This window comes from Streptomyces sp. AM 4-1-1 (assembly GCF_029167625.1).
Classification (GTDB): domain Bacteria; phylum Actinomycetota; class Actinomycetes; order Streptomycetales; family Streptomycetaceae; genus Streptomyces.
Map to the genome: position 1 here is coordinate 6,814,855 of NZ_CP119145.1, position 22,722 is coordinate 6,837,576.

Annotated in this window: 19 protein-coding genes; 4 read left to right on the plus strand and 15 right to left on the minus strand. The window is 71.4% G+C overall.

Going from position 1 to position 22,722, the window contains the following annotated elements:
- The first annotated feature begins 186 nt into the window (after window positions 1-186).
- Window positions 187-3,387 carry a M20/M25/M40 family metallo-hydrolase gene (locus PZB75_RS28955; RefSeq protein ID WP_275538249.1) on the plus strand — a complete coding sequence of 1,067 codons (3,201 nt, stop codon included), beginning with the start codon at window positions 187-189 and terminating at the stop codon, window positions 3,385-3,387.
- A 203-nt stretch (window positions 3,388-3,590) separates the two neighbouring features.
- Here the strand turns inward: PZB75_RS28955 and PZB75_RS28960 are convergent, their stop codons facing one another.
- The 13 genes from PZB75_RS28960 to PZB75_RS29020 form a co-directional block, all read right to left on the minus strand.
- Complete coding sequence (locus PZB75_RS28960; RefSeq protein ID WP_275538250.1) at window positions 3,591-4,325, minus strand: gamma-glutamyl-gamma-aminobutyrate hydrolase family protein; 735 nt, start codon at window positions 4,323-4,325, stop codon at window positions 3,591-3,593.
- The gene (locus PZB75_RS28965) at window positions 4,322-5,812 is read right to left on the minus strand and encodes an aldehyde dehydrogenase (protein WP_275538251.1); all 1,491 of its coding nucleotides are present in this window, start codon (window positions 5,810-5,812) and stop codon (window positions 4,322-4,324) included. Before PZB75_RS28965 ends, PZB75_RS28960 begins: the two co-directional genes overlap by 4 nt.
- A 104-nt stretch (window positions 5,813-5,916) precedes the next feature.
- Window positions 5,917-6,762, minus strand: a complete 846-nt coding sequence (locus PZB75_RS28970; protein WP_275538252.1) for a fumarylacetoacetate hydrolase family protein — start codon at window positions 6,760-6,762, stop codon at window positions 5,917-5,919.
- 1 nt (window position 6,763) lies between these two features.
- The gene (locus PZB75_RS28975; protein WP_275538253.1) at window positions 6,764-7,717 is read right to left on the minus strand and encodes a 3,4-dihydroxyphenylacetate 2,3-dioxygenase; all 954 of its coding nucleotides are present in this window, start codon (window positions 7,715-7,717) and stop codon (window positions 6,764-6,766) included.
- Complete coding sequence (locus PZB75_RS28980; protein WP_275538254.1) at window positions 7,710-9,182, minus strand: aldehyde dehydrogenase; 1,473 nt, start codon at window positions 9,180-9,182, stop codon at window positions 7,710-7,712. The genes PZB75_RS28975 and PZB75_RS28980 overlap by 8 nt, the downstream gene beginning before the upstream one ends.
- A 32-nt stretch (window positions 9,183-9,214) precedes the next feature.
- Window positions 9,215-10,021, minus strand: a complete 807-nt coding sequence (locus PZB75_RS28985; protein WP_275538255.1) for an acetoacetate decarboxylase family protein — start codon at window positions 10,019-10,021, stop codon at window positions 9,215-9,217.
- Between the two features lie 89 nt (window positions 10,022-10,110).
- Window positions 10,111-11,076, minus strand: coding sequence for an aldo/keto reductase (locus PZB75_RS28990; RefSeq protein ID WP_275538256.1), 966 nt, complete (start codon window positions 11,074-11,076; stop codon window positions 10,111-10,113).
- Between the two features lie 130 nt (window positions 11,077-11,206).
- Complete coding sequence (locus tag PZB75_RS28995; protein WP_275538257.1) at window positions 11,207-12,316, minus strand: zinc-binding dehydrogenase; 1,110 nt, start codon at window positions 12,314-12,316, stop codon at window positions 11,207-11,209.
- A 17-nt stretch (window positions 12,317-12,333) separates the two neighbouring features.
- The gene (locus PZB75_RS29000; protein ID WP_275538258.1) at window positions 12,334-13,206 is read right to left on the minus strand and encodes a branched-chain amino acid ABC transporter permease; all 873 of its coding nucleotides are present in this window, start codon (window positions 13,204-13,206) and stop codon (window positions 12,334-12,336) included.
- Window positions 13,207-13,272: 66 nt separating this feature from the next.
- Window positions 13,273-14,439, minus strand: a complete 1,167-nt coding sequence (locus PZB75_RS29005) for an ABC transporter substrate-binding protein (protein ID WP_275538259.1) — start codon at window positions 14,437-14,439, stop codon at window positions 13,273-13,275.
- A gap of 245 nt (window positions 14,440-14,684) precedes the next feature.
- Window positions 14,685-16,439, minus strand: a complete 1,755-nt coding sequence (locus tag PZB75_RS29010; protein ID WP_275538260.1) for an ATP-binding cassette domain-containing protein — start codon at window positions 16,437-16,439, stop codon at window positions 14,685-14,687.
- Window positions 16,440-16,441: 2 nt separating this feature from the next.
- The gene (locus PZB75_RS29015) at window positions 16,442-17,200 is read right to left on the minus strand and encodes an ABC transporter ATP-binding protein (RefSeq protein ID WP_275538261.1); all 759 of its coding nucleotides are present in this window, start codon (window positions 17,198-17,200) and stop codon (window positions 16,442-16,444) included.
- Window positions 17,197-17,403, minus strand: a complete 207-nt coding sequence (locus tag PZB75_RS29020; protein WP_275538262.1) for a hypothetical protein — start codon at window positions 17,401-17,403, stop codon at window positions 17,197-17,199. Before PZB75_RS29020 ends, PZB75_RS29015 begins: the two co-directional genes overlap by 4 nt.
- A gap of 98 nt (window positions 17,404-17,501) precedes the next feature.
- Between PZB75_RS29020 and PZB75_RS29025 the strand changes: the two genes are divergently transcribed.
- Entirely contained in the window at window positions 17,502-18,938 is a 1,437-nt protein-coding gene (locus PZB75_RS29025; RefSeq protein ID WP_343286266.1) for an amidohydrolase family protein, read from the plus strand.
- Window positions 18,939-19,044: 106 nt separating this feature from the next.
- Here PZB75_RS29025 and PZB75_RS29030 read toward each other — a convergent pair whose 3' ends face one another.
- Complete coding sequence (locus PZB75_RS29030; RefSeq protein ID WP_275538263.1) at window positions 19,045-20,097, minus strand: aldo/keto reductase; 1,053 nt, start codon at window positions 20,095-20,097, stop codon at window positions 19,045-19,047.
- A gap of 35 nt (window positions 20,098-20,132) precedes the next feature.
- Between PZB75_RS29030 and PZB75_RS29035 the strand changes: the two genes are divergently transcribed.
- Entirely contained in the window at window positions 20,133-21,134 is a 1,002-nt protein-coding gene (locus PZB75_RS29035) for a methyltransferase (protein ID WP_275538264.1), read from the plus strand.
- Window positions 21,131-21,871, plus strand: coding sequence for an SDR family NAD(P)-dependent oxidoreductase (locus PZB75_RS29040; RefSeq protein WP_275538265.1), 741 nt, complete (start codon window positions 21,131-21,133; stop codon window positions 21,869-21,871). Before PZB75_RS29035 ends, PZB75_RS29040 begins: the two co-directional genes overlap by 4 nt.
- 126 nt (window positions 21,872-21,997) lie before the next feature.
- On the opposite strand, the gene PZB75_RS29045 is transcribed toward PZB75_RS29040, so the two are convergent.
- Entirely contained in the window at window positions 21,998-22,669 is a 672-nt protein-coding gene (locus PZB75_RS29045; protein ID WP_275538266.1) for a GntR family transcriptional regulator, read from the minus strand.
- Window positions 22,670-22,722 lie beyond the last annotated feature (53 nt).

Sequence of the window (22,722 nt, forward strand, 5' to 3'; positions counted from 1 at the left end):
TGACGGCGGCCCGCAATCCGTTGACCCGGGCGCGGGTCGGTGTGAGTGTTCGGCCAGCCCAAGCCATGACATGCCACCGTCAGCGGGTCGGGCGGAGACACCGCTGCGTCCGTGAAAGCGGACCCTCGACGTGTGGCCGGCCTGGGCGACCGAACAGAGCCTCAACACCTCTCACAAGGAGCCACGATGCTTAGAAAGATGGCGGTGGCCGGGATATCCCTGGCCGTGACGCTCGGGGGGGTGGTGGTGCCGGCCTCCTTCGCCTCGGCCTCGGCTCCGGCCGCCGCATCCCCCGCGAGCAAGCCGACCCCCGTCGCGATGGCCGTCTCCGCCGCCGACCAGGCCGCGCGCAGCGGTGTCGACGCACTCGCCAAGGGGCCCGAGGAGCAGTACGACCGCGCCCAGGTCACGCCCTGGGTGAAGGGCCTGTACTCCGTCGCGTACGAGCGCACCTACCGCGGTCTGCCCGTCGTGGGCGGCGACGCGGTCGTCCTCGCCGACGGCAACGGAAAGGTCCGCTCGGTCCACTCCGCCACCAAGGCCCGGATCTCGGTCTCCACCAAGGCCGGGATCACGGCGGACCAGGCGGTCGCGACCAGCCGCGCCCAGCTCCCGTCGGTTGACAAGGTCGACTCCAAGCGCCTCGTGGTCCGGGTCAAGGACAACGTCTCCACGCTCGCGTGGGAGACCGTGCTGACCGGACGCACCAAGGCGAACGTGCCCAGCACACTGCACGTCTTCGTGGACGCGCGCACCGGCAAGGTCGTCGACAGCTACGACGACGTGCGGGCGGGCACCGGCAACAGCAAGTGGAACGGCCCGAACCCCCTGACCATCGACACCTCCCGGTCGGGCAGCAACTACGTGCTGAAGGACACCACCCGCCCCGGGCTCCAGTGCTCCGACTACAACGGCGGCGTGTTCACCAAGGCCACCGACAGCTGGGGCACCGGTAACCCCACGAGCAGGGAAACCGGTTGCGTCGACGTGATGTTCGCGGCGCAAAAAGAATGGGACATGCTCAGGGACTGGCTCGGCCGCAACGGCCACAACGGCAACGGCGGCAGCTGGCCGGTGCGCGTGGGCCTCAACGACCTGAACGCGTACTGGGACGGCTCCACGATCACCATCGGCCACAACAGCGCCAACGAGTGGATCGCCGGAATCGACGTGGTGGGCCACGAGTTCGGCCACGGCCTCGACCAGTACACCCCCGGCGGCGCGAACAACGAGCGCGGCCTGGGCGAGGGTACCGGCGACATCATGGGCGCCCTGACCGAGGCGTACGCCAACGAGCCGGCCCCGTACGACACCCCCGACTACACCGTCGGCGAGATGATCAACCTCCAGGGCCGCGGTCCGATCCGCAACATGTACAACCCGAGCCTGGTCAGCAACGACCCCAACTGCTACTCCGCGTCGATCCCCTCGACCGAGGAGCACAAGGCGGCCGGACCGCTGAACCACTGGTTCTACCTGCTGGCCGAGGGGTCCAACCCCGGCGGCGGCAAGCCCTCCAGCCCCACCTGCAACAACCAGCAGGTGACCGGCGTGGGCATCCAGAACGCCGGCAAGGTCTTCTACGGCGGCATGCTGCTCAAGACCAGCGGCATGACGTACAAGCGCTACCGCACCGCCACGCTGAGTTCGGCGAAGAGCCTGGACGCCAGCTGTGGTCTGTTCAACGCGACCAAGGCGGCCTGGGACGCGGTCAGCCTTCCGGCCCAGGCCGGTGACCCGACCTGCACCTCGCAGCAGACCGACTTCTCGCTGGCGCTCAGCCCGTCCTCGGGCAACGTCGAGGCGGGATCGTCGGCGAGCGCCACGGTCAACACCAGCACCGTCTCCGGCAGCGCCCAGCAGGTCTCGCTGACCGCGTCGGGCACCCCCGCGGGTGTGAACGTCTCCTTCAGCCCGGCGACGGTCACCTCCGGCGGCAACTCCACGATGACGGTCTCCACCTCGGCCTCCGCGGCCGCCGGGACCTACTCGATCACCGTCACGGGCACCGCGGGCACCAAGACCCACACCGCCCAGTACACGCTGAAGGTCGGTGGCGGCAACACCCCGACCACCCCGCCGGACGTCGACGTGGCCAAGGTGCAGGCGCACCTGACGCAGCTCAACACCATCGCCACGCAGAACGGTGGTAACCGCCGCTCCACCGGCGCCGGTTACACCGCCTCGCTCGCGTACGTCAAGGGCAAGCTCCAGGCCGCCGGTTACACCGTCACCGAGCAGACCTGCACCTCCGGCTGCACCGCCGGCTCGGGCAACAACCTGATCGCCGAATGGCCGCAGGGCAACGCCAACAGCGTCTACATGTTCGGCGCGCACCTCGACAGCGTGTCGGCCGGTCCGGGCATCAACGACAACGGCTCCGGTTCCGCCGCGCTCCTGGAGGCGGCGCTGACCCTGGCGCAGAACAACCCGACGATGACCAACCGGGTCCGGTTCGCGTGGTGGACCGACGAGGAAGCGGGCATGAAGGGCTCCGACTTCTACGCCCGGACGCTCGCCACCACCGAGCGCGCCAAGATCAAGGCGTACTACAACTTCGACATGGTCGCCTCGACCAACGCCGGTTACTTCATCAACAACGTGAACTCGGCGGCCTCGGTCCCGATGAAGGAGTACTGGACCTCGCTCAACCTCGCCCCGCAGGAGAACGTCGAGGGCCAGGGCCGTTCGGACGACTACTCCTTCCAGAAGGTCGGTGTCCCGACCTCGGGCTACGCCACCGGTGCTTCGGCCGTGAAGTCCGCTGCCGAGGCCGCCAAGTGGGGCGGCACCGCGGGCCGCGGCTACGACCCGTGCTACCACTCCTCCTGTGACACCACCAGCAACATCAACGCCACCGCGCTGAACCGCAGCGTCGACGGCATCGCCTACACGATCTGGAAGACCTCCGTCGGGGACACGCCCGCGCCGACGAACGACTTCTCGATCTCCGCCAACCCGTCCTCGGGCACGGTCCAGGCCGGTTCCTCCGCCACGGTCACCGTCTCCACCGCCACCACCAGTGGCAACGCGCAGAACGTGAGCCTGTCGGCGTCGGGTGCGCCGAACGGTGTGAGCGTGTCGTTCAGCCCGTCCTCGGTGACCTCGGGCCAGTCCTCCTCCGCCACCGTCCAGGTCGCGGCGGGCACGGTCGGCGGGACCTACACCCTGACCTTCACCGGTACGGGTGCGGTCAGCCACACCACCACCTACACCCTGACGGTGCCCGGCGGTGGCGGCGGGGAGACCAGCTGGCAGCTGGGCGGCACCTACAAGGCGGGTGACGTCGTGACGTACAACGGCGTCAGCTACCGGTGCCTCCAGGGCCACACCGCCTACCAGGGCTGGGAGCCGCCGAACGTTCCCGCCCTGTGGCAGGCCATCTGAGGAGATCCGCTGCCGACGGCCCTGACACGGGGCGCCCGGCAGCCCCATGAGGTGGTGGGGTGACCGCACCCCACCACCCCGTGGAAGCACCGCACCGCCCCGGCGGGCCCCGAGGAACGGGCCGGCCGGGGCGGTGTCCGTGTCCACCGCGTCATCGCACGCGCGACGTTCACCGCGCCGGCGGGCGCGTCACGTCCACCGCGTCACCGGGCGCGCGACCCGGCCTCCCGTACGAGAGCGTCGAAAAGGCCATGCTGGGCGCGATCGTGGTGCGCGGTGTCCTCCGGATGCCACTGAACTCCGGTGAACCAGCCCTCGTTCGACGGGAGTTCGAGCGCTTCGACGGTCCCGTCGGCAGCGGTGGCGCAGACCCTCAGGCCCCGGCCCAGGCGCTCGACGCGCTGGTGGTGGTAGCAGGAGACGTCCACCTTCCCGACACCCGCCGCCCGTGCGACGACCGAGCCCGGCGCCAGCTCGACCGGGTGCACGACATGACGGTGCTCGCGTTCCGGGCCCCCCATGTCCTGGGCCAGGGTGCCGCCCAGCACGGTGTTCACGACCTGGAGGCCGCGGCAGACCGCCAGCAGCGGCATCCCCAGTCGCAGTGCCTGCCGGGCGGCCTCCAGATCGAAACCGTCCTGCTGGTCGTCGACGTCGTAGACGCTCTCATGGGCCGGTCCGGCGCCGTACCGGCCGGGGGCGATGTCCCCGCCCCCGGGCAGCAGCACCCCGTCGAAGCGCCCGAGCCGGTCGGCCACCTCGCCGGGATCGGCGCTGCCGTCGGGCGCGTGCGGATGGATCGTCGCGGGCTCGCCGCCCGCCCGCCAGACCGCCTCGACCAGTGCGCGGGCGTTGACCTCGGCGGCGTACCGAAGGGCGGACGTCCCGGCGGCGAAGCGGGCCGGGATCGCGATCAGCGGCCGTACGGGACGGCTCACAGCTGGATCCAGGTCGTCTTGAGTTCGGTGTACTTCTCCAGGGCGTGCGCGGACTTGTCCCGGCCGTTGCCGGACTGCTTCATCCCGCCGAACGGAACGGTGAGGTCGCCCTCCTCGTAGCAGTTCACCCACACCGTCCCCGCCCTGAGGGCGCGGGAGACCTTGTGGGCCGTGGACAGGTCCGACGTCCACACCCCGGCCGCCAGACCGTACTCGGTGGCGTTGGCCAGGGCCACGGCCTCGTCGAGTCCGTCGAAGGTGAGGACGGACAGCACCGGCCCGAAGATCTCCTCGCGGGCCAGCCGGGACCCCGGCGCGACCCGGTCGAAGACGGTCGGCTCCATGAAGCTGCCGCCCGAACCGGTCAGGGTCCGCGCGCCGCCGCAGCGCAGCCGCGCGCCCTCCTCCCGGCCGTCCCCGACATGGGCCAGCACCCGCCGCAGATGGTCCTCGCCGACGAGCGCGCCCATCTCCGTCGCGGGATCGAGGGGATCTCCGACCCGCAGCGCACGGGCGTGGTCCACGACGGCCTCGGTCACCTGCTCGGCGACCGAGGAGTGCACCAGCAGCCGCGAGGGGGCGGTGCACATCTCACCCTGGTTGAAGAAGATGCCCCAGGCCGCGGTGGCGGCGGCCTTCGCCAGATCGGGGGCGTCCGGGAGGATGATGTTGGGCGACTTGCCTCCGAGCTCCAGCCAGACCCGCTTGAGATTGGAGTCGGCCGCGTACCGCAGGAAGTGCCGCCCGACGGCGGTGGAGCCGGTGAACGCCAGGACGTCGACGCCCGGGTGCAGTCCGATGGCGCGTCCCGCCGTCGGACCGTCGCCGGTGACGACGTTGAGCACCCCCGGCGGCAGCCCCGCCTCGGTCGCCAGCCGTCCGAGCAGCAGCGCGGACAGCGGTGAGGACTCCGAGGGCTTCAGGACGACGGTGCATCCCGCGGCGAGCGCCGGGGCGACCTTCCAGGAGGCCAGCGTCAGGGGGAAGTTCCAGGGCACGACGGCGCCGACGACACCCGCCGGCTCCCGGGTGACGAGCGCGAGCGCGTCCGGCGCGGTGTGCGGGGCCTCGTCGGTGAGCTTGTCCGCCAACTGCCCGTACCAGCGGAACGTGTTGACGGCGGCGCGCAGTTCGATGTCGTACGCGTCGGTGACGGGCTTGCCCATCTCCAGACTGACGGTCAGCGCCAGCCGCTCGCGGTGCCGCTCCAGCGAATCCGCGACGCGCAGCAGGACCCGCCCGCGCTCCACGGGGGCCATGCGCGGCCAGGGGCCCGAGTCGAACGCGGCACGGGCCGCGGCGACGGCAAGGCCGACCTCCGCCTCCCGCGCGTCGGCGACCCGGGTCAGGACCCGCCCGTCACGGGGTGAGACGACCGGGAAGGCGGCGCCGCCGCCCGCCTCGTCCTTCCCGTCGATGTGGTGGTACGAGGGCAGGTCCAGCGACTTCGCCCGGGACAGCAGTTCCTCGTGGGTGGCGTCCAGCATGCGCCTCCTCCGTTTCTGTGAGCGCGGTGTGCCGGCAGGCCCCGCGCGCGCCCGGGGCCGCCGCGCCGGTCTCGGCCCGACCGGACCGGCGGCCCCGGGACACGTCAGCGCCTGGGCGCTCTGACACCGCGGAACTCCCAGTCGCCGCCCAGCGCGGTGGACAGGACCTCCTCGGACTCGGTGGGCTGCGCCCCGACGTCCGTACGGATCGCGGTGGGTCCGGTGACGATCCGGTTGGTCAGCCGGCCCAGACCCTCGACCTCCACCTCGACGAGGTCGCCGGGCCGCACGGGGCGCGAGTTGGCCGGTGTGCCGGACAGCAGCACGTCGCCCGGGTACAGGGTGATGGTGCGGGCGATGTCCGCGACGAGATAGTGCATGTCCCACTCCATCTCGTCGGTCGAACCGTCCTGCACCACCTCGCCGTTGACGTAGGTGCGCAGGTACTTGCCGTGGAAGTCCCAGTCGGTGACCAGGCCGGGGCCGAGCGGGCAGAGGGTGTCGGAACCCTTGACGCGCAGCATGGAACCGGCGTCGGTGTCCCGGAAGTCGTGCAGACCGTAGTCGTTGGCGACGGTGTACCCGGCGATGTACGCCCCCGCCTCGTCCGGGGAGATGTTGCGGCAGGTCCTGCCGATGACGATGGCCACCTCTCCCTCGTAGTTGAGCCAGGTGCAGCCCTCCGGGCGGACGATCGCGCCGCCGTGGGAGTTGAGGGAAGAGGTGGGCTTGTGGAAGTACGTCGGCGCCGGGGTCAGCCGGGTTTGGAACTCCTCCACCCGGCTGCGGTGGTTGAGGTGGACCGCGATGATCTTCGAGGGTACGACCGGGGGCAGGTGCCGGGCGTCGTCCGCCTTGACGCGGCGGCCGTCGCCCGCGACCAGCTCGTCGCCGTCACGGACGGTCTCGACGGCGGCCCCGTCGAGGAGGATGCGACGGTACTCGGGCATGTCAGGACTCCTGCTCTGCGTGCGGGGCGGCGTGCTGGTGCGGATCATCGCCGGGACGGGGCCCGGGGGTTCCGGCCCATCCTCCGGCGGGCCGGTCGAACCAGAGGTGGACCTGACCGGTGCCGATCGAGTTCTCGTACTCGCCGTACTGGCGGCCCTTCGCGACGCACGCCTCACCGCCCAGGGCGCCCGCGGCCATCAGATAGTGGAAGAACTTCGCCTCGGGCCGGTACACCGAGAACTCGTCCATGGTGCGCAGGACCTTGTCGTGGCGGCCCTCCTTGAACCAGGCGATGCGCTCGGCGTCGGCCGCGCGCGCCTCGGGGGTGAAGATGTTGGCCGGGTCGCTGGACTCACGGTCGCGCAACTGGCGCAGCGGCCAGAAGGTGTGCGACAGCGCGCCCGAGGCGATGAGCAGCACCTTGCGGCCGGGAGTGGCCGCGATGCCGTCGGCGAGCGCGCGCCCCAGCCGCAGATGGTCCTCCGTGTCGCCGGTCTGGCACACGCCGATCGACACCCACCGCTTGTCCGGCAGCCCCTTGCCGAGGAACTGCCACAGATTGAGGGTGGCGTAGTAGATCGGCAGATACGTGTCGTCGATCGCGGTGATCCAGGTGCCGTGTTTGTCGGCGAACGAGGCGATGTTGTGGGCGAGTTCGGGATCACCGGGGAAGTCGTACGGCATCCGGCACATGCCGCGCGGCAGCTCCTCCGAGGTGAAGAGCCCCGCGCGCCGGGACTGCGCGGTGACGACGAACTCGACGGTGGTGGCCCAGTGGGAGTCGAGGACCACGACGGTGTCGTAGTCCGCGGTCTCGAAGACGTCCTCGCGGAGCTGGTTCAGCCCGGTGACGAGGGTGACCTCCTTGCCGTCGTTGAGTTCCAGCCGGGTCTTCCGCGGCAGCACGATGGTGGGCACGTGGGCCAGCAGGCCCGCCCCGACGATCTCACCCATGGTCCGGCCGTCCTTCGGGAGCGGTGACGGTGTTCTTGACGTCGCAGTAGAAGTCGAAGCTCCACGTGCCGCCCTCGCGCCCGACACCGGAGTGGCGCGAGCCCCCGAACGGTGCCTGGAGATCGCGGACGAAGAAGCAGTTGACCCAGACGGTGCCCGCGACCAGTCGCGCGGTGACACGCTCGGACCGCTCACGGCTGCCGGTGGCGACGGTGGCCGCCAGGCCGAACCGGGTGCCGTTGGCCAGCCGTACCGCCTCCTCCTCGTCGGCGAACGTCTGGAGTGTCAGAACGGGCCCGAAGACCTCCTCCTGGACGACCTCGCTGTCCTGCGCGACGTCGGTCAGCAGCGTCGGACGGTAGTACAGCCCGCCGAGTTCGGTGTTGGCCGCGCCTCCGACGACGGCGCGGGCCCCGGCGTCCAGGGCCCGCCGGACGAAGCCGTCGATCTTCTCCAGCTGACGGGGGTGGATGTTGGGGCCGAGGTCGGTGGCCGCGTCACGCGGGTCGCCCTGGGTGAGCCGGCCCGCCTTCTCCACGAAGCGCCGGGTGAACTCCTCCGCGACCGTCTCCTCGACGAGGAGACGGGTGGCCGCGAGGCAGACCTGCCCGGAGTTGTCGTACTGCTCCACCGCCAGGTCGACGGCGAGATCGAGGTCGGCGTCGGCGAAGACGAGCAGGGGCGACTTGCCGCCCAGCTCGAAGCTCGCCGGCACCAGGTTGGCGGCGGCGGCCGCCGCGATGGTCTTCGCGGTGGGCACCGAGCCGGTGAAGCTGATGCGGCGGACGTCCGGGTGCGAGACGAGCGCGGCGCCCACCTCGGCCCCGTAACCCTGCACGACGTTCAGCACCCCGGCCGGCAGCCCGGCCTCGGCCGCGATGTCCGCGAGCAGCGACGCGGTGAGCGGTGACCACTCGGCGGGCTTGAGGACGACGCTGTTGCCGGCGGCGAGCGCCGGGGCGACCTTCCAGGTGGCGAGCATCAGCGGCGCGTTCCACGGCGTGACGAGCACACAGGGGCCCGCCGGGTCCCAGGAGACGTGGTTGGTGTGGCCGCGGGTGTCGAAGTCCTCGTGCCCCAGCTCCAGCAGCCAGTCCGCGAAGAAGCGGAAGTTGTGGGCGACGCGTGGCATCACGCCGCGGCGGTGGGAGCGCAGCAGCGCGCCGTTGTCGTTGGTCTCGACGATCGAAAGGTCCTCCAGGCGCTTCTCCACACCGTCGGCGATCGCGTGCAGGAGCCGGGCGCGTTCGGCGCGCGGGGTGGCCGCCCAGGCGGGGAAGGCGTCCTTGGCGGCGGCGACGGCCGCATCGGCCTCCGCCGCCCCGCCACGGGCGATCTCGCCGAGGGCGCGGCCGTCGATCGGCGAGTGGTCGGGGAACGTCTCGGCGGACGCCACGCGTTCGCCGCCGATCCAGTGCCGGGTGTCGACGGCCACACCGGCCACGGTGGTGATGAGAGAGGTCATGTCCGGTCTCCGGGGGTGTCGTTCGTCATCGGTCACTGGGCGTGGGAGGTGCCGGACTCCAGCAGGCGTCCGCCGTCCCAGACGACCCCGACCTGGCGGTAGTACGCGCCGATCGGTTCGTGGATCTCCAGACGGGCCAGTTCCTCGGTGGGGGCCTCGAACAGCTCCAGCTCCGCGTCACCGGCCCAGGCCGGACCGGCCTCGACGGAGGCGGCGCCGGACTCGACCAGTTCGTCGAGCGCGAGCCCCTTGCCCTTCTCCACGGAGGGCAGCCAGCGGTGATGGGCCATCGGATGGCCGTTGACGAACCCGCCCGTCTCCGACGGCTCGCGGAGGGTCACCACCGCCTGGGCGAGCCTGCGGTCGGCCGCGGCGAGCGTGGCGCCGAACCGGGCACCGGCCTCGATCCGCGGCGCGGGACCGTAGGGGTGGGGACGGGTCTGGTGGATGGAGCCCAGCTTCTTCGGGTAGCCCTGGTGCAGGCCCCGGGCGATCGCGAAGTCCTTGTCGACCCAGATGTACACGCAGCGCGAGTACGTCCGCCCCTGGTACGAGCACCGGACGACCGCGAACGCCTCCTTGTACTGGGAGAGCACCGGGTCCAGCAGTTCCGGCCCGCCGGACGAGCAGGACTGCCAGTCGGCCCAGATCAGGGCGACGGCCCCCGGGTCCTCCTCGGCGAGCTCCAGCGGCTCCGGCAGCAGCTCGCGCACCCGGGCGGGATCGGTGCGGTACTCGACGGTGAGCAGGTCGCCCGAGTACAGCCAGGGGGGCGAAGGGATCAGCGAGGAGGCACCGGTCCCTGTCTTGGGGTGGAAGTAGCCGCGGATGCCGGCCATGTCGTTACGCTCCTTGCGGGTCGGACGGTGAGGGTGGTCTGCCTGATCTGCCGGGCGGGTGCCCTCGGAGGTCGTACGGGTCTCGCGGTTCAGGGCCCTTCCGGGTCCACCGCGTCGCGGTCCGCCCAGAGCGGTTCGATCAGCGACCTCAGCCGCTCGGCGCCGGTCTTCTCCAGCACCTCCAGGGCGGCGACGTTGTCCTCCAGCTGCCGCAGGCTGCTGGCCCCGAACAGCACGGTGGCGACCGACGGGTGCGTCAGGGTGTACGCGATGCAGAGCTGGGCGGGCGTCGCCTCCAGCTCCTCGGCGATGCCCGCGAGCACCGGCGCCGCCTGCACGATGCGGTCACGCACCCCGCCCGGGTCGCGGCCGATCTGCCGGGAGACCTTGCCGCGCGCGAGGATGCCGCCCTCCATCACGTCGGAGGCCTGCATGGAGACGCCCTCGGCGAAGACCCGGGCGAACGGCTCGCCGTCCGGGATGGACCGCCGGCAGGGGCTGTACTTGAGCTGCGCGAGCTGGGGACCGGGGGAGCCCGCCTCGACGGCGTGCTCACGGACGGTACGCACCGCGGTGGCCGACCAGTTGTTCACCCCCCAGCACCCGATGAGCCCGTCCCGCTCCAGCTCTGCCAGGTCCCCGGCGAGAGCGCGCAGGTCCAGGTCGTCGCGGCGGATGTCGCCGAGCACCGCGACGTCCGCGTGGTCGGTGCCGGCCCGGAACATGGCCCGCTCCAGCTGCTCGCGCAGGGACTGCTCGGGGTACGGCTCCAGCCACAGCTTCGTCGAGAGCAGGTACTCGTCACGTTCGATCCCCGCTGCGCGCACGATCGCCGAGAACAGCACGTCGGTGAAGACGGGCGGCTCGCCGGGGATGCCGTAGACACCGACATCGAACAGATTGATCCCGAGGTCGACGGCGCGGCGGACCATGGCCACCGCGTCGTGGAAGTCCATCCGGTCGTAGATGTGCCACGACCCCAGGGACAGGACGGAGACCTCGGGACCCGCGGTCCCGAGACGGCGGTGCGGTACGGACTTCGTCGGCATGGACATCTGACTCCTTCGACTTCTTCGACTGCTCGGACCACTCGGCTGATCGGACTTCTTCGGCTTCTTCGGGGGTGTGTGGTGGCGGCCCGGTGTCCGGTACGGGCCCGTACCGGACACCGGGCCGCCACCGCCGTCACGCCTGCCAGGGGTGGACGACGGCCTTGACCTGTTCGAGCCGGGACATCGCCTCGACGGCCGCCGAGGCCCCGCCGAGCCCGACGGGCTCGCTGAACAGGTCGTCCCAGGCGAACCGGGACTGGAAGGTCCGCAGGAACTCGACCGCGCGGTAGTAGTCGGCCACGTCCCCGTTGAGGGAGCCCAGGATGTTCAGCTCCTTGCCCATGACCGTGCCCAGCGGTACCGGGTCGGGCCGGGGACCGGTGCTTCCGACGACGACGAACCGGCCGCCCTGCGCCGCCATGTCCACCGCCTCGGCGGCCACCCCAGGGGCGCCGGCGAGATCGAGCACCAGCTCGGCCCCCCGGCCGCCCGTGGCCTCCATGACGGCGGCGACACGGCTCGCCGGGTCACCGTCCAGACCGACGGTGACGTCGGCGCCGAAGGACTTCGCCAGCTCCAGCCGCGCGTCCGGCGCGCCCACCGTGACGATCGTGCCCGCGCCGGACACCCGGGCCACCGCGGTCGCGAAGATCCCGAGGGCTCCCGCGCCCTGGACGACCACGGACGACCCCGGGCGCACCCCGCCGGCCCGGTCGAAGGCGTGCAGCACGGTCTTGACGGCGCAGCCCGCGCCCGCCGCCCAGGTGTCCTTGACGTCGTCGGCCAGGATGACCTTCTGGGCGCCCGGGGTGACGTAGTTGTACTCGGCCAGTCCCGCCGTGGCGTACGGGTGGCGGTCCGAGCGCTGACGGAACCCGTATCCCCGGTCCGAGCAGGCCACGGGGGAGCGCAGCACCGTACAGCCGTGACAGTGACCGCAGGTGGACTCGGACCAGCCGATCCGGTCCCCCTCGCGCACCGGACGGCCGAGCGCGTCGACGGTCCCGGGACCCACGGCCACCACGGTGCCGGTCATCTCGTGTCCGAGGACCATGGGCAGCATGTCCGGCATGGCCATGGCGCCGCTCCACAGGTGGACGTCCGTGGCGCACAGGGTCGCGCAGTTCACGCGCACCAGCGCCGCGCCGGGTTCGCACTCTCCCGGGAGCGGCAGCTCCTCCAGGACCAACGGTTCTCCATGGGCCCGCAGGACGGCGGCCCGGGTGGACGTCGGAATCGACATTCGATGTTCTCCGTTCACTATCGGCTGTGCGCCGTGTCCCAGACCTCGTGCCGGCTGCGCCACCACAGCGCCACCAGGATCACCAGGAAGGGAACGACACCCTGGTAGCTCTGGACCGACTCCACGGACGCGGAGAGCCCTTCGAGGCAGCCCAGGACCAGTCCGCCGACCAGGGTCAGCGGCAGGCTCCGGAAGGCGCCCAGCATCGCGACCGCCAGCGCGGTGTTGATGAGTTTGCCGAGGGTCGAGAAGTCACCGCCCAGACGTGGCGCCACGAGCAGGACGACCAGGGTGGTGATGGCGCCGATGGCGACCCAGACACCCAGGGCGAGCCGGGGCGCCGGAATGCCCACCACCTGGGCGGTGGACGGCTGCTCGGACAGCGCCTGGAGCTGGAGACCGACCCGCGTCCTGCTCAGCAGCAGTCCGACTCCGGCGGTGATCACCACCGCGAAGGCCAGCGAGACCAGCACCGACTGCGGCACCACGACACTGCCCATGGTGAAGACGGGGGCGTCGAAGGGCTGCGGGAAGCGGTGCGCCCCGGTGGTCGTGGAGCCGAAGAACCGTACTCCGACCGCCATGACGGCGACGTACAGGGCGACGGTCACGGCCGCCTTCGTGTTCTGGCTGTGCCCGCCGAACCAGCGCACCAGCACCGATCCGAGCAGGCCGGACAGGACGGCGCCCGCGAGAACGCCCGCCGGGAGCGCGAGCCACACGTTCAGCCCGGCGTCCGTCAGCGACACCATCACGAAGGCGCCCATCGCGCCCACGGCGGCCATCGCGAAGTTGACCACGGCGGCGAGCCGGTAGGTCAGTACAACACACAGCCCGAGCAGGGCGTACACCCCGCCGCTGGTCAGGCCGGCGATCACAGAATTCACCATCGGACACCTCCTGATGGGTTCCGGGCACGCACGCCGTGCGCGTGCGTGCGTGGTCTGAAGCTGCCGTCAGCTCTTCTGGCCGGGGACGACGAAGCCCTCCGGGAGCACCTTCCACTTGCCGTTCTCGGCCTTGACGAAGCGGCTGCCCTTGACCGGGTTGTGCACGTCGCCGGGGCCGAAGACCCACGGTGTTCCCACCATCGGGTAGGTGATGGGCTGCATGTTCTTGAGCGCCTTGGTCACCGAGGAGCGGTTGACCGGGTCCTTCATGCCCTTGAGCACCTGGACGAAGACGTCCGCCGACATCACCGCGCCCTGGCTGAAGGCGGTCTTCTGGATCTTGTTCTTGCTGACGATGTCCGCCCACCGCTTGTTGCCGGGCAGGGTCTCGTCCGTGTACGGCTGCCACTCGGTGCCCGCGTAGACGGACATCCCGGCGGGGATGGCCTTGGCGTTGGCGTCGGTGTAGCTGTTGGCGCCGAAGATGAAGTCCACGCCCCCCATGCCCTGGGTCTTGGCCTGCGACATGTACGGGCCGACCGGGCCGTTGTAGAGGACCGCCTGGCACCCGGCGGCCTTGTCGGCGACCAGGTACTTGGTGGGGTCACCCTCGCCGACCGCGAACTCCTTGTGGGCCAGCTTCTTGCCGGTGAGTTCGGACCATTCCTTGACCGCCTTGTCGACGCCGTCGCCACTGCCGGGCAGCACGGTGTAGTCCATGCAGACCTTGTCGTGGCCCAGGGTCTCCGACGCGTAGTAGAGCATCGCCGTCAGCAGCGTGAACGGACCCGGGTTGACCGGGGCGATGTTCGGGCTGGTGAAGCAGGCGGCGTCGACGCCGACGGCCGGGATGGAGACGACGTTGTTCTTCTGGTACGTCGCCCGGTTGAGCCCGCAGTCCACCGCGCTGGAGGAGCCCACGAGGGCCACGACCCCCTTGGACCGGATCAGGTCGATGGCCGCCTCGGTGGACCGCTGCGGGTTCATCGTGTCGTCGATGCTGATCAGTTCGAGCTTGCGGCCGTTGACCCCGCCGGCCGCGTTGACCTCGTCGAAGACGGCCTTGACCGCCTGGGGGACCTCGGGCGTCTGGAACAGACCGGTGACGCCGTTGATCGCGCCGACCTTGATCGGTCCGTCGGACGATTCACCGCTCGATCCCGAGGAACAGGCCGAGCTCACCAGGACCAGGGCAGTGGTGGCCAGGGCCGCCGTCATACTCGTACGCTTCATCGTCGCTGCTGCGCTTTCTTGTCGGTCCGGCAGTACCTGCCAGGACTCTTCGAAGCCGACTGGGGGACCGTCCGTTCCGGTGGTTCGCCGGTCGGACACGTCCGGTGCTCTGTCCGGCGAGGTGCCGGGGCCGCCTGCCGGAGGGGCGGGAGACGGTCGGGTGCCGCAAGACGCGTGGGGGCTCGGGGCTTGGGATCAGGTGATGCGGGCGGCAGAAGGGGTACGGGTGGTGCCGGCGCCGCCGGTCAGCCGGCCGGTACCTCGGCGGTGCCGAGGTAGGCCGCCATCACCACCGGGTCCTCCAGGACCTCCCGGGTCGGGCCGGAGGCGAGCACATGGCCGAAGTCGAGCACCGTCACCTGCTCGCAGGCCGCCCGGACGAGGTCCATGTCGTGCTCGACCAGCAGGACCGACACCCCGAAGCGGGCCGGCACCTCGGCGAGACGCCTGCCGAGCACCAGGGACTCGGCGGCCGACTGCCCGGCCGCCGGCTCGTCGAGCAGCGCCACCTTGGGACGGGCGGCGATGGCGGCGGCCACGTCCAGCAGGCGCCGGCTGCCGACGTCGACGATCGAGACGGGCACCTGGCCCGGAGGGCACCCGAAGAACTTCAGGAGTTCGTCGGCCTCCTCCCGGGGCAGCGCGCGGCCCGCGCCGATCGCCAGGTACTCGTACTGGGTGAGTTCGGGGGCGATGGCCGTGGTCTGGAAGGTGCGGCGCATTCCCTGCCGGGCCCGGGAGCTGGGGCTGAGCCGGTCGAGGGACTTGCCCTCCAGTTCGACGCCGCCCTCGTAGCCACCGACGAAGCCGGTGACGGCGGAGATGAAGGTCGACTTGCCCGCGCCGTTGGGCCCGATGAGCCCGACGACCTTGCCGGCGGGGACGACGAGGTCCACCGAGTCGAGCGCGACCACCTCTCCGTAGCGCACCGTCAGGCCAGTCACCGCCAGACACGGCCCGCCGCTCGTGACCACGGCCGGTGCGACCGGAGCCGGAGCACCGGCTTCCTCCGGTGAGGGTCCGGACCCGCCCGGGGCGGACTCCAGCTCTTCGAGCAGCTTGCGGGCCGCGCGCTCCCGTTTGCGGCCACGGGTGAAGTCCGTCTGGTTCACCCCACTGCGCAGGGCGAGCACCGCGCCGAAGCCGAACAGTATCCCGCCGAGGTCCTGGGGCAGCCGCAGCTTCTCCAGGATCGTCGACATCACGGCACCGAACACACCGCCGATGACCGCGCCCTCGGGGTTGTGCGGACCGATCAGGATCGCCACCGCGAAGAGGGTCAGGGACTGCATCATGGCGAAGTTGTTGGGCACCACGAGCCCGAGCTGCCCGGCCATCAGCCCGCCGCCGACGCCCGCGATGAACGCGCTGATCGCGAACCCGGCGAGCTTGCTGCGGGCGACCGAGATGCCGTGCGCGGCGGCGGCGCGCTCCGAGTGGCGCAGCTCCATCCAGGACATGCCGAGCCGGGTCCGGTTCAGCAGGGCCAGCCCGACGGCCAGCACGGTGAAGACGATGACCGCGAGCCCGAAGTACTGCCCGTCGTCGTAGAAGAGCTCCGGCCGTTCCAGCGTCTTGAGCTCGGAGGTGCCGGGGAACTGGTTGGCGTTGAGGACGATGTCCGCGGACACCGCGAAGCCGAAGGTGACGACCGCGAGGTTGACCCCGCGGATGCGCAGCGCGGGCAGCCCGATGGCCACGCCGACCGGTACGGCCGCCAGGCCGCCGATCAGCAGCCAGAGGACGAAGCCGCCGGGCGCGTCGGCCATGTTCAGCCGCAGCACCACCCAGGCGCCGATGGAGGCGAAGGACATCTGGCAGAGCGACATCACACCGACCCGGCCGACGATGACGCCGTAGCTCTGCATGATCACCGCGCTGACCACCGCCGTGATGGCGAGGTACACCCAGTACGGCGGCAGCACCATCGGCACCAGCACGACGGCCAGCACCGCGGCGGCGAGCCCCAGGCCCAGCGGTCGTTTGTCGAAGGACATCATGTTCACTCGCTCTCTGCCGCGCCGGGACCGGCGGTGGCAAGCGGGGAGCCGTCGTGCTCGGAGACCCGGCCGAAGTAGCACTCGTGCAGTCGGTCGGCGTCCCCCCGCAGTTCCGCGCAGGGGCCGTCGAAGACGACGCGGCCCTTGCGCAGGACGAAGGCGTGGCTGCCGATCTCCAGGGCGAGGTTGGCGAACTGCTCGATCAGCAGGACCGCGATGCCGAGGCCGACCAGGTCGGTCACCGCCCGCATGAGGCGCTGGACGACCACGGGCGCCAGGCCCGAGGACATCTCGTCGATGACGATCGTCCTCGGATCGGATATCAGCGCCCGGCCGAGCACGAGCATCTGCTGCTCGCCGCCGGAGAGGTGCCCGGCCTGGAGCTTGCGGCGCTTCTCCAGCTCGGGGAAGAGCCGGTAGACCGTGGCGGGATCACCGGCGCCGGCCTGGGAGACCAGCAGGTTCTGTTCGACGGTGAGCGTCCGGAACACCGTGCGCGCCTGTTCCACATAGGCCAGTCCCGCCTGTGCCCGCCGGTACGTGGCCAGCTTCCCGATCGGCCGTCCGTCGAGTTCGATCGTGCCGGCGGTCACCTTGGCCAGGCCGGCTATGCCGTCCATCAGGGTCGTCTTGCCGGCGCCGTTGGCGCCCAGCAGCACGGTGGCCTCGGCCTGGGCGGCCACGAGGGAGACGTCGTGCACGACGGGGACCTCGGCCCGGTTGATGCTGACGTTGCGCAGGGCGAGCGCGGGGGCCGTCATTCCCGGCCTCCACCGCATGTCCCGGCCGGCGTCCGTACGACGGCGGCGCGGGTCGTGCTGCCGACGGCCCGAAGGCGGTCGGTTGTCTGCCAGGTCCGGCGGAACTCGTCACGCATGGCCTGGGCATCGAGAGGCATGGCCTCGTCCGGTATGTCAGCGCTGCTGCGGTCAAAGATCCGCTGCGCCTCGGAATGCAGGGGCATTGTCAACCTCCGCTTGCCCGGGTGCCACCAAAGGTTGGGCACTCGCAAATCGTATCTGATTCCGTGTACGGTAAACAGCCCTATCGACGGTGTCCATAGTGGGGAGCAAGAAGATGCACAACGATTACTGCAACGAGACCGGGACGGCCGACCTGGTGCTCACCGGGGGACGGGTGCACACCATGGATGCGGTCGGCCGGGTGGCCGAGGCGGTGGCGGTGTCCGGCGGCCGGATCACCAGGGTCGGTGCCGCGGACGAGGTCGCGCCGCTCATCGGACCGGGCACGCGGGTCGTGGCGCTGCGCGGACGCGCGGTCCTGCCGGGCATCAACGACAGCCATCTGCACGGCGTCTGGCTCGGCGCGATGTGGCCCGCCCTGCTGATGGACCAGATGACGGCTCCGGAGCCCACGGCCGGGGAGGGCGGCGGGGCGGACGGGCACCACGGGGGCGGCCCCGCCGTCCGGCTTGAGGACAGCGCCGACCGGCGGCGGGCGATCCTGCGCACCGGGGAGCTGCTGTCCTCCCTGGGCATCACCAGCTACACCGAGCCGGGACTCGGTCCCGGGGAGGACGACGGGCCCACGGGCTGCTTCGGATCGGCGGCCCTGCGCGACTACGCGGACCTGGCGGCGGAGGGGCGGCTGAGCGCCCGGGTCACCGCCCTCACGCTCTTCGGGGAGCTCGACGGCGCGAGCACGGCCGCCGGACTGCGGCGGGGGCTGATGGAGTTCCGCGCACCCGGCGACGTGCCCGGCTGGTTCAAGGTCGCCGGGGTGAAGATCTTCGCGGACGGCATCCCGCCCATGCGCAACGCCTGGACGGACGAGCCGTACACCGACGGCAGCCATGGAGAACTGCTGGTCGAAGGCGGGTCCGAGGCCGAGCGCGAGCGCGCACTGCGCTCGATGATCGACGCGGCGCACGCCGCGGGGCACCAGATCGGGGTCCACGCCACCGGCAGCCGCACCACCCGGGTGGTCGCCGACGCCTTCGCCGCGGCCATCGCGCGCGACGGCCGCGACGCCCGGCACTACGTCATCCACGGCGACCTCCTCCACCCGGCCACGCTGGCCGTGATGGCCTCGGCCGGGATCGGGCTCAACACCCAGGCGGGGATCGCGGTCGCCACGGGGGCCATGCTCACCGCGGCGATGGGCGAGGACGTCCTGCCGTACGCCTGGCCCGTCCGTGACGCCCTGGCGGCGGGCGTCCCGCTCTGCCTCAGCTCCGACGCGCCCGTGCTCACCCCGGACTGGCGCGCCGGCCTCGCGGCGGCGGTGGCGCACCGGGGTCTGGACCCCGCCGGGCGCGGTCCGGATCAGCGGCTGGCGGTCTCGCAGGCGCTCCGGGCCTACACCGTCACGCCCGCCCGGCAGGACGGTGCCGAGGACTGGAAGGGCACCGTCGAGCCGGGCAAGGTCGCGGACCTGTGCGTACTGGACGCCGATCCGCTGGAGACCGAGGCGGCGGCGCTCCCCTCGGTCCCGGTGTCCCTGACCGTGCTGGACGGGCGCGTGGTCCACGAGGGCTGAACGGCCCGTGGGCCGAGGAAGAAGGGGACGGACACCCGCACGGTGCCGTCCCCTTCTTCGGTGTGCGTGGTCCACGGGGGCCAGGACCCCCGTGGACCACGACGCATCACCCGCGCTCGGGCACGTCCGTCCCCCAGGACGCCCCGGGGTCCACCACGTCGCGGTCGGCCCAGAGCCCGTCGACCGCCCCGCGCAACTCGTCACCGTGGCGTTCCAGCAGGTCGAGGGCGCCGAGGTTGTCCTGGAACTGGCGCAGGCTGCTGGCCCCGAACAGCACCGAACCGGCGGCGGGGTGGGCCAGGCAGAAGGCGACGGCGAGCTGTGCGGGCGTCGCTCCGAACCGCTCGGCCACCTCCTGGACCCGCGGGAAGGACTCCCGGATGCGGTCCCGGATGTCACCCGGATCGGCGCCGATCTTGCGCTGCGGCCGCAGCTTGCCGACGAGGATGCCGCCCTCGAACACGTCCGACGCCTGGAGCCCCATCCCGGCCTCGGTGAACAGCCGTCCGTAGGGCTCGCCGTCCGCCACCGAGCGGCGGGCCAGACTGTACTTGAGCTGGGCGAAGGCGGGCGGCACCATGCCTTCGGCGAGGGCGAACCGGCGAGCGGCCCACACATCGTCCGCGGACCAGTTGTTGACCCCCCAGGAGTCGAACCGGCCGGCCCGGACCAGCTCGGCGATGTCGGTGACCACCCGGGGGATGTCCAGGTCACCGAGGAAGTCCCCGGCGACCACGAAGTCCGCCCGGTCCGTGCCGACCCGGTCCAGGGAGACGTCCAGCTGGCCGGCGAAGGAGGCCGCCGGGTACTCCCACAGCCAGAGCTTTCCGCACAGCAGATAGTCTTCGCGCGCGACCCCCGCCGCGCGTACCGTCTCTCCGAACAGCACGTCGGTCACGGCGTTCTCCGCGTGCGGACCGAAGTTGTAGTGGGCCACGTCGAAGAGGTTGACCCCCCGGCCGACCGCCTCGCGCACCAGCTCGACGGACGCTTCCTTGTCCATGCGGTCCCAGGTGTTCCACGAGCCGAGGCCCAGAACCGGGACCTCAGGACCTTCCGCGCCGAGTCGGCGCCGGGGCACCTGCCCTGAGAACTCCATCGCGAACCTCCCGATGACGGTGTGCGACCTCTGGCCGCCGGAATACTTATCGTATAGCATCCAGCATATTCTTCGAGTCCCCTAGGAGTGCATCCATGCCGCTTCGTCCGGACAGCGCCGACCCCTCGGGTCCCGCCGACATCGTGAACGTGGCCGTCGGTTACATGGCCGCCAAACAGCTCTTCGCCGCCAGTGAGGCCGGGCTGTTCGCGGCCCTCTCGGAAGGCCCCGCGACCGCCGCGGACCTCGCCGCCCGCGTCGGCATACCCGAGCGCACCGCCCGTATCCTCGCCGACTCCATGGCGGGCCTCGGACTGCTCACCCGTACGGAGGGCAGTTACGCCAACACCCCCAGCACCCTGCGCTACCTCGCCGGGGCGGGGGACGACGTCGACCTGCGGCCGTTCCTCGGCTTCCTCGACTCCATCAGCTACGGCCACTGGCTCGGCTTCGGCGAGACCACCCGGACGGCGAAGCCGGCCGAGCTGGATCTCGGCGGCGACCGGATCGGCACCTTCATGGCCGGCGTCATGACGTACAACGCCCTGCACGCCAGGATGCTCGCGGAGAACTACGACTTCGCCGGCCACCGGCGGGTGCTGGACTTCGGCGGACTCTCCGGCTCCTTCCTCGGCGAGGCGCTGCGCTCGGCACCCGAGCTGCGCGGCACCTTCTTCTCCGCGGGCGAACTGGTCGAGCCCGCGCGCGGAACCCTGGCCGACGCGGGCGCCGGGGACCGGGTGGAGATCGTCGAGGGCGACATCCTCACCGGCGACATCCCCTCCGGCTTCGACCTGGTCCTGCTCGAACACGTCGCGCACCGCTTCGACGCCGAGCAGAACCAGCGCATCATCGAGCGGGCCCGTGCCGCGGCCGAGCCCGGCGCCACGCTGCTGCTGCTCGACTTCTTCCTCGACTCGGACGAGGAGCAGCGTGCCATCGACGCCCTTCACGCCGGTGAGTACCTGGTGATCGACGGCACCACCGTCTACCCCGAGGACGAGGTCCGCGGCTGGCTCCGGGCCGGCGGCTGGGAGCCCGTCGAGACCCGTGCGCTGCCGGGCAGCCCGCGCATCATCATCGCGGAGGCCCGATGACCGCCCCGGCCCGCACCGTCCTGGTCACCGGCGGCGCGAGCGGCATCGGCCGGGCCGTGGCCCAGGCGTTCGCCGAGGGCGGCGACCGCGTGGCCGTCGCGGACGTCGACGCGGAGGCGGCGGCCCGGACCGCGAAGGAGATCGGTGCCACGGCCGTCACCGTGGACGTCACCGATCCGGCGTCGGTCACCGCCGGGGTCGAGCGGGTGGCCGAACTCCTCGGCCCGATCGATGTCCTGGTGAACAACGCGGGCATCGTCGCCGGCGGAGGACTCCTGGTCGACCTGGACCTGGACATCTTCGACAAGGTCGTCGCGGTGAACCTGCGCGGCACGTTCACCGTCACCCGTACCGTCGCGGCCGGGATGATCGAAGCCGGGCGCAAGGGCTGCATCGTCAACATCAGCTCGATCGGCGCCCGGCAGCCCACCCCGGGTCTCGGGCACTACGAGGCCACCAAGGCCGCCGTGGACGCCCTCACCCGCACCGCCGCCCTGGAGCTGGCCGGGCACGGGATCAGGGTCAACGGGGTGGCCCCCGGGCCGGTGCACACACCGATGACGGCCGGGCTGATGGACGATCCGGACGCGCGCGGGGCGTGGGAGGCCCGCATCCCCCTGGGCAGGATCGCCACCACGGACGACATCACCCCGATGGTCGCCTTCCTCGCCTCGGACCGGGCCGCGCACATCACGGGCACCGTCGTGCAGGTCGACGGCGGCCAGCTGCTGACCTGATCCGGCCCTCACCGGACGACCGGAGGGGCCCGGCACACCGAGTGAACACGGTGTGCCGGGCCCCTCCGGCGTGATGGCGGTCCTTCCCGGCCTTCGGCGGCGGGCGGGGATACGGCCCCGGACCGGCTACTGCGGCTTCTGCACGTCGTGCAGGGCCTCGGCCGTGGCGATCTTGTGATTGCAGGCGACCCGCTCGATCTCGTGGGGGTCGGCGTCCATGGCGATCAGGTCGAGCATCCGCTCGTGCTCCTCGACCGAGCGGCGGGCCCGTCCGGGGACGTACGTGAAGGTGGAGCGGCGCATGTGGTCCAGCCGCGCCCACTCCGACTCCAGCAGCGCCTTCAGGCGCCGGTCGGGGCAGTGGAGGTAGATGGAGAAGTGGAAATCCCGGTTGAGCGCGGTGAAGGAGGCCGGGTCGAAGTTCTCCAGTGCCTCGGTCATCCCGACGTTGATCCGTCGCGACTCGGCGATGTGCCCGGGTTCCATGTGCGGCGCGGAGATCCTGGTCGCGTAGCCCTCCAGCCGGGCCAGGATCTGAAGGGAGTGCTCCACCTGTGTCGCGTCGAACTCGGCCACCCGGGCGCCGATGTTGCGCACCACCTCCACCAGCCCGTCGGACTGCAGTCTGCGCACCGCTTCGCGCAGCGGGATGGTGCTGACCCCGGTCTCTCTGGCCAGCTGGTTCACGACGAGCCGGTAGCCGGGGCTGTAGGTCCCGTCCAGGATGCGGGACCGCAACAGCTCGTAACTGAGCTCCGCCTTCGACGCCGATGTGGCCGTGCTCTTCTGCGGACTCACTGAGGTCCCCTCGCTCCGGTACGGACAATGGCCTCGCCTCGGCGGGCGGCCGG

Bases quoted from the DNA above. Each gene is read 5' to 3' on its own strand.
- PZB75_RS28955 (WP_275538249.1), top strand. From the start codon at position 187: ATGCTTAGAAAGATGGCGGTGGCCGGGATATCCCTGGCCGTGACGCTC.
- PZB75_RS28965 (WP_275538251.1), bottom strand. From the start codon at position 5,812: ATGCTGGACGCCACCCACGAGGAACTGCTGTCCCGGGCGAAGTCGCTG.
- PZB75_RS28970 (WP_275538252.1), bottom strand. From the start codon at position 6,762: ATGCCCGAGTACCGTCGCATCCTCCTCGACGGGGCCGCCGTCGAGACC.
- PZB75_RS28975 (WP_275538253.1), bottom strand. From the start codon at position 7,717: ATGGGTGAGATCGTCGGGGCGGGCCTGCTGGCCCACGTGCCCACCATC.
- PZB75_RS28980 (WP_275538254.1), bottom strand. From the start codon at position 9,182: ATGACCTCTCTCATCACCACCGTGGCCGGTGTGGCCGTCGACACCCGG.
- PZB75_RS28985 (WP_275538255.1), bottom strand. From the start codon at position 10,021: ATGGCCGGCATCCGCGGCTACTTCCACCCCAAGACAGGGACCGGTGCC.
- PZB75_RS28990 (WP_275538256.1), bottom strand. From the start codon at position 11,076: ATGTCCATGCCGACGAAGTCCGTACCGCACCGCCGTCTCGGGACCGCG.
- PZB75_RS28995 (WP_275538257.1), bottom strand. From the start codon at position 12,316: ATGTCGATTCCGACGTCCACCCGGGCCGCCGTCCTGCGGGCCCATGGA.
- PZB75_RS29000 (WP_275538258.1), bottom strand. From the start codon at position 13,206: ATGGTGAATTCTGTGATCGCCGGCCTGACCAGCGGCGGGGTGTACGCC.
- PZB75_RS29005 (WP_275538259.1), bottom strand. From the start codon at position 14,439: ATGAAGCGTACGAGTATGACGGCGGCCCTGGCCACCACTGCCCTGGTC.
- PZB75_RS29010 (WP_275538260.1), bottom strand. From the start codon at position 16,439: ATGATGTCCTTCGACAAACGACCGCTGGGCCTGGGGCTCGCCGCCGCG.
- PZB75_RS29015 (WP_275538261.1), bottom strand. From the start codon at position 17,200: ATGACGGCCCCCGCGCTCGCCCTGCGCAACGTCAGCATCAACCGGGCC.
- PZB75_RS29020 (WP_275538262.1), bottom strand. From the start codon at position 17,403: ATGCCCCTGCATTCCGAGGCGCAGCGGATCTTTGACCGCAGCAGCGCT.
- PZB75_RS29030 (WP_275538263.1), bottom strand. From the start codon at position 20,097: ATGCTATACGATAAGTATTCCGGCGGCCAGAGGTCGCACACCGTCATC.
- PZB75_RS29035 (WP_275538264.1), top strand. From the start codon at position 20,133: ATGCCGCTTCGTCCGGACAGCGCCGACCCCTCGGGTCCCGCCGACATC.
- PZB75_RS29040 (WP_275538265.1), top strand. From the start codon at position 21,131: ATGACCGCCCCGGCCCGCACCGTCCTGGTCACCGGCGGCGCGAGCGGC.